At 36.1% G+C, this 4,193-nt stretch carries 4 protein-coding genes; 1 reads left to right on the forward strand and 3 read right to left on the reverse strand.

The window, feature by feature from the left end:
* Positions 1–1,205: 1,205 nt before the first annotated feature.
* A complete protein-coding gene (locus ACFIL8_RS03745) occupies positions 1,206–1,436 on the reverse strand; it encodes a plasmid partition protein ParG (RefSeq protein ID WP_273790969.1) in 231 nt (76 codons plus the stop codon).
* The gene (parA, locus tag ACFIL8_RS03750; RefSeq protein WP_375653186.1) at positions 1,433–2,062 is read right to left on the reverse strand and encodes a ParA family partition ATPase; all 630 of its coding nucleotides are present in this window, start codon (positions 2,060–2,062) and stop codon (positions 1,433–1,435) included. Before parA ends, ACFIL8_RS03745 begins: the two co-directional genes overlap by 4 nt.
* 993 nt (positions 2,063–3,055) lie before the next feature.
* Between parA and ACFIL8_RS03755 the strand changes: the two genes are divergently transcribed.
* The gene (locus tag ACFIL8_RS03755; protein ID WP_375610590.1) at positions 3,056–3,385 is read left to right on the forward strand and encodes a TIGR01244 family sulfur transferase; all 330 of its coding nucleotides are present in this window, start codon (positions 3,056–3,058) and stop codon (positions 3,383–3,385) included.
* A gap of 619 nt (positions 3,386–4,004) precedes the next feature.
* Here the strand turns inward: ACFIL8_RS03755 and ACFIL8_RS03760 are convergent.
* The coding region (locus tag ACFIL8_RS03760) for a hypothetical protein (RefSeq protein WP_375688951.1) at positions 4,005–4,193 on the reverse strand (189 nt) is incomplete at its 5' end.

Raw genomic sequence — 4,193 nt, forward strand, 5'->3', positions numbered from 1 at the left:
TAATAATGGCTTTATTCATCAATAAATTCCCCTTTTTCAAATTTACAAAGTTTAGGACATAATTTAGCACCCGATTAAAATTGTACATTCGGTTCATTGTGCATTTTCAAAAATTTTAAAATCCACTTCTGTACGCGAATATTTTATTAACAATATCTTTGGGTTCACATCCCCTCCTATATTGTGACCTTGCGTCTACTTTCCTTTGCAAATACGTACACTTCCAACGCAAACATGTTAAATCATGAAAACTGCCTTTCATTTATCAGACTTGCATTTGTAACATTATCTGCACGGCAGCTCTTTGTATTTGAAGTGTTAAAACTTCAGCAAAAATTCTGATATCTTGACATTCTCAAAAAGCTTTTTAATCATTTCTTTTCCTTCAAGAACCTTTTGGTAACGAGAAGCAGCACGATATCTTACCCAAAATTCGTCATGCCTATACCCATTGCAAATTCCCTGCAAACGAAAGAATACAGCTTTTAATCAACTAATTGCGCTCTTATCATTTCTAAACCACCGGAAAAGAAAGAAAGCTTTAAGTCCCCCTGTACTTTTTAAAAGCCAATAGAAATGCTAAAAAAGCGATCTTATACATTCCAATTGAAGAAAAAAGCCTATTGCCTTGCGTACCATTACAACTGGCATTAAATATTTAAGACTATAAAATCATATAAATGTAAGAAATATTTTCTATAATATACTCAATGACTTCTTTTGTTTATTAGGAAAAATTATAGCGCGTCAATATCAGTAAATTTTACTTATTTTTATCCCCCCCTTTATAAACAATGAATATAATTTAATAAAACGGATTGCTGCATAACAGAAAAAAATAATCAAGGCTACTCTTAATTACATTATTTACGCATGTATTAAGTACAATAAACAAAAAAATAACCTGATGTTTAAAATCATTATCAAGATAATTTTTATGGAAGAATAAACTTATCTACTCATCTAGCGGATAAGATCACAAGTAGTATGATGATTATCACATTTATAGGGAAAAGTTTGAAACGGAGAATTTTTCGCAAACTCATAGCTCTTTCATGCGATGATACAGAACCTTATGAAAAACAACTTGAATGAAGCAACCATCGTGAAAAAGGAAGAGCACTTTTATTATTAACTTCGTATAAAAACAATCGATATCATCTCTAGAAAAAGCATTCAAAGCAACGAAATTATCGTATCATTTTTTACACTTTTCCGTATTTTTGTGAAAGCAATTCGCGGACCTCATCAGCTATTTTAGTTCCACGACTTGCACAACTGACCTTAATCAACCGATGCAAACTTTCTGGTATATCAATCGTGAGGCGCTTCATACCTCCACTCATGCTCCCTTTGTGGCTTCCTACCCATGCATCCGCTGTTAAAGGGATTGATTTATTGGTTGGTTTTGTGCCGATTTTAATTTTTTTATTCATCGTGCTAACTCCTTGATTTCCGCTGCAACCGCTTCAATCTCTGCTGCTGCTGGTCCTTGCTTATCAACTTCATAAACCGCCTTCCCCTGTGCTGCTGCTTCTGCAAAAATCACACGCTGCGCAACGCTAGAAGAAAGAACATGTACGGGGTATATGCCAAGAGCTTCGTTCACATCACGCCCTATCGCTGTATTGACGATTTTACGATTAATAACAAAAGCAGATTTGAGATTTTCTTTATAAACACGTGCTTCGTCAATCAGCTTTACAATTCCATCCGCTGCCCAAATATCATAGGGACTAGGCAAAACAGGGATAAGCACCAAATCCGAAGCCATAAGAGCACTACGAGCAAGATCAGTTACACGCGGAGGACCATCGATAATAATATGATCATAACCATGACCAATCTGTGTAATCTCTTTGTGAACCGTTGCACGCGGTAAACCAATAACCGAAAACAAAGGTGCATCTTCACGCGCAGCAGCCCAATCCAATGCGCTTCCCTGTGGGTCAACATCAATAAGCAATACCCGTGTACCAGTACGTGCAAAACTGGCAGCAAGATTAACACTCAACGTCGTTTTTCCGACACCTCCCTTTTGATTCAAAAGTCCAATGATCATCCATTACGCCTTTCAGTATTATCGTTTTTACGATTATACTGAAAGTAATAAAAGAAACAAGCATCCAATACGTGCAAAATAATCATTTCTCCCATTTTCAGGATAAATAATAATAGCCCGCAATTTTTTATAATATTCTTTAACATGAGCAAAACATTATGAAGATGATATTCTTGAAAATAACAAAATAAATTTAAAAGAGGCATGCTCTTCCCCCCCACCCTAAAACGAAGATTCTTAAATCCATGTCGATCTGTAAACAATGCGCTGTAAATGATCCAGCTTCTTATTTTGCACCGGCCTTTTGGGATTCTCCCTTCATGCAATCCACTTAATGCAACTCTACAAACAAGCTCCACTCTGAATATACAACAAACTATAAGGAGAATTCATTGTTTTGCACGTTAAATGAGAGAGCCGAAATCAGGAAGATTCTCTCATTTCATGCCTCTTATATTAAATTAATCAAAATCATATCTCTTGTACGTACAAGCAGGGCTGGCGTGTGGGTAAAAACTGTACAAGAAAGGATTTAAAATGCTTCTTATGCAGAATCTCAAGTACCAAGAACTATTACAATATTGGAGGTTGGCAAATATAACAATGGTACCGACTTCCTTCTTCATAAGCGTAAAAAGGGTGGTGATCCATGAATTTTATACTCTTTGACGCTCGACAGAGTAAAATGGGCTTAAGAGAAATAAGGGTACCTCTAGCAAGCGCGTAAACAAACAACACAATGAAATGTCTATGCTGAGTAAACACTATAGATTATCCATAAAGACCAAACATCCGTCTTTTATAAGATCGCATAACGAACATGTTGCGGAGTGAGATATTTTGCATCTTACAGCTCATTTTTGCCAAATAGATCTTCTCGACAAAAAGAATATTTTTGTTAAGATGCCACTGAAAAACTTACCTTCATTATGTTCTTTCTATATACCAGACCAGAGGGTATCGTGAAGATCGTGCAATTGGGAATAAACAAAAATGAATTTACAACAAATTGAACCTGATATTTTTATCAGCGCCCAACTTAGCATAGAAAATATCAAAACATTGGCACAAGCTGGTTTTAAAACAATTATCTGTAACCGCCCCGATCACGAAGAGCTCCATCAACCTGACTTTTCTAGCATTAAAACGGTCGCAAATGAATATGGCATAAAAGCCTATCACATTCCCATTTCTCCTCCAACTATAGAAAAGTCAGCTGTTGAAGCCATGCAAACAATTTTAAAAACAGCCTCTCTGCCTCTTCTTGCCTATTGTCATCACGGATCACGCTCGCTGCATCTTTATCGTTTAGCGCGTCTTTAAACAGAGGGTTCGCACATTTCCTACGCACCTTAAAAGACGAAAATTCTTAAATACGCATCGATTTGTAAAAAACAATCTGTCAATAATCTTTGTTTTGCGCCTTTCCTTTGGCTTGCCACTTCATAAAACTCTACAAGCAAGCTTTGCTCCTCAATATACAACAAGCATACACACCCGAAGCCATAAAAATGCGTGAAAATTCATATGATGATCGAAGAAAATTATTTTCACCTCACCTTTTATCACTGCTCCACCTTCTTTTTCTCTTCCTTTACCAATACGAGCTCATTCGTACGCCACAGACACCTAAAACGACAGTAAAACCACTAAGAAAACCCATATTCCGAATAAACGGCATGCAGAGTATTTTATAAAAAAGCCGTAAGCCATAATCTATGATTAACTGCGACATATTGATTTATAACAATTAATTATTTTGCACGTTGAGTGATAAATCCTAATACCGTAAGATTCTCTCAAGCCTATTTATATTGAAGCAATCAAAAGCATGTTTCTTGCATGTCACAAGCAGGAAGTGTTCGTGTGAAATAAAACGAGTTAAGAAAAAACTCTCATAAGCGCTCTCAAATAGCCTAGACTGTACAACACTAAAGGCTTGTCAATATAACGGATGGTGTCGGATTGCTCTTTTATTAGGCATAAAGATGATAGCGCTCAACGAAACTTGTATGATACCATTCATGAGAGCCATCATGAAAATGAATATGAGAAGCGTTGAGAGATATTTCTTTAAAAGAAGTGCATAAATTAGCAAAACAAGGATATTCCAGCATTTTATTTTACCTGT

This window comes from Bartonella sp. AP57NXGY (assembly GCF_042195805.1).
Taxonomy (GTDB): domain Bacteria; phylum Pseudomonadota; class Alphaproteobacteria; order Rhizobiales; family Rhizobiaceae; genus Bartonella.

What these genes read in the sequence shown, in the direction of transcription:
- ACFIL8_RS03745 (WP_273790969.1), bottom strand. Translation starts at nt 1,436, where the DNA reads ATGAATAAAAAAATTAAAATCGGCACAAAACCAACCAATAAATCAATC.
- parA (WP_375653186.1), bottom strand. Translation starts at nt 2,062, where the DNA reads ATGATCATTGGACTTTTGAATCAAAAGGGAGGTGTCGGAAAAACGACG.
- ACFIL8_RS03755 (WP_375610590.1), top strand. Translation starts at nt 3,056, where the DNA reads ATGAATTTACAACAAATTGAACCTGATATTTTTATCAGCGCCCAACTT.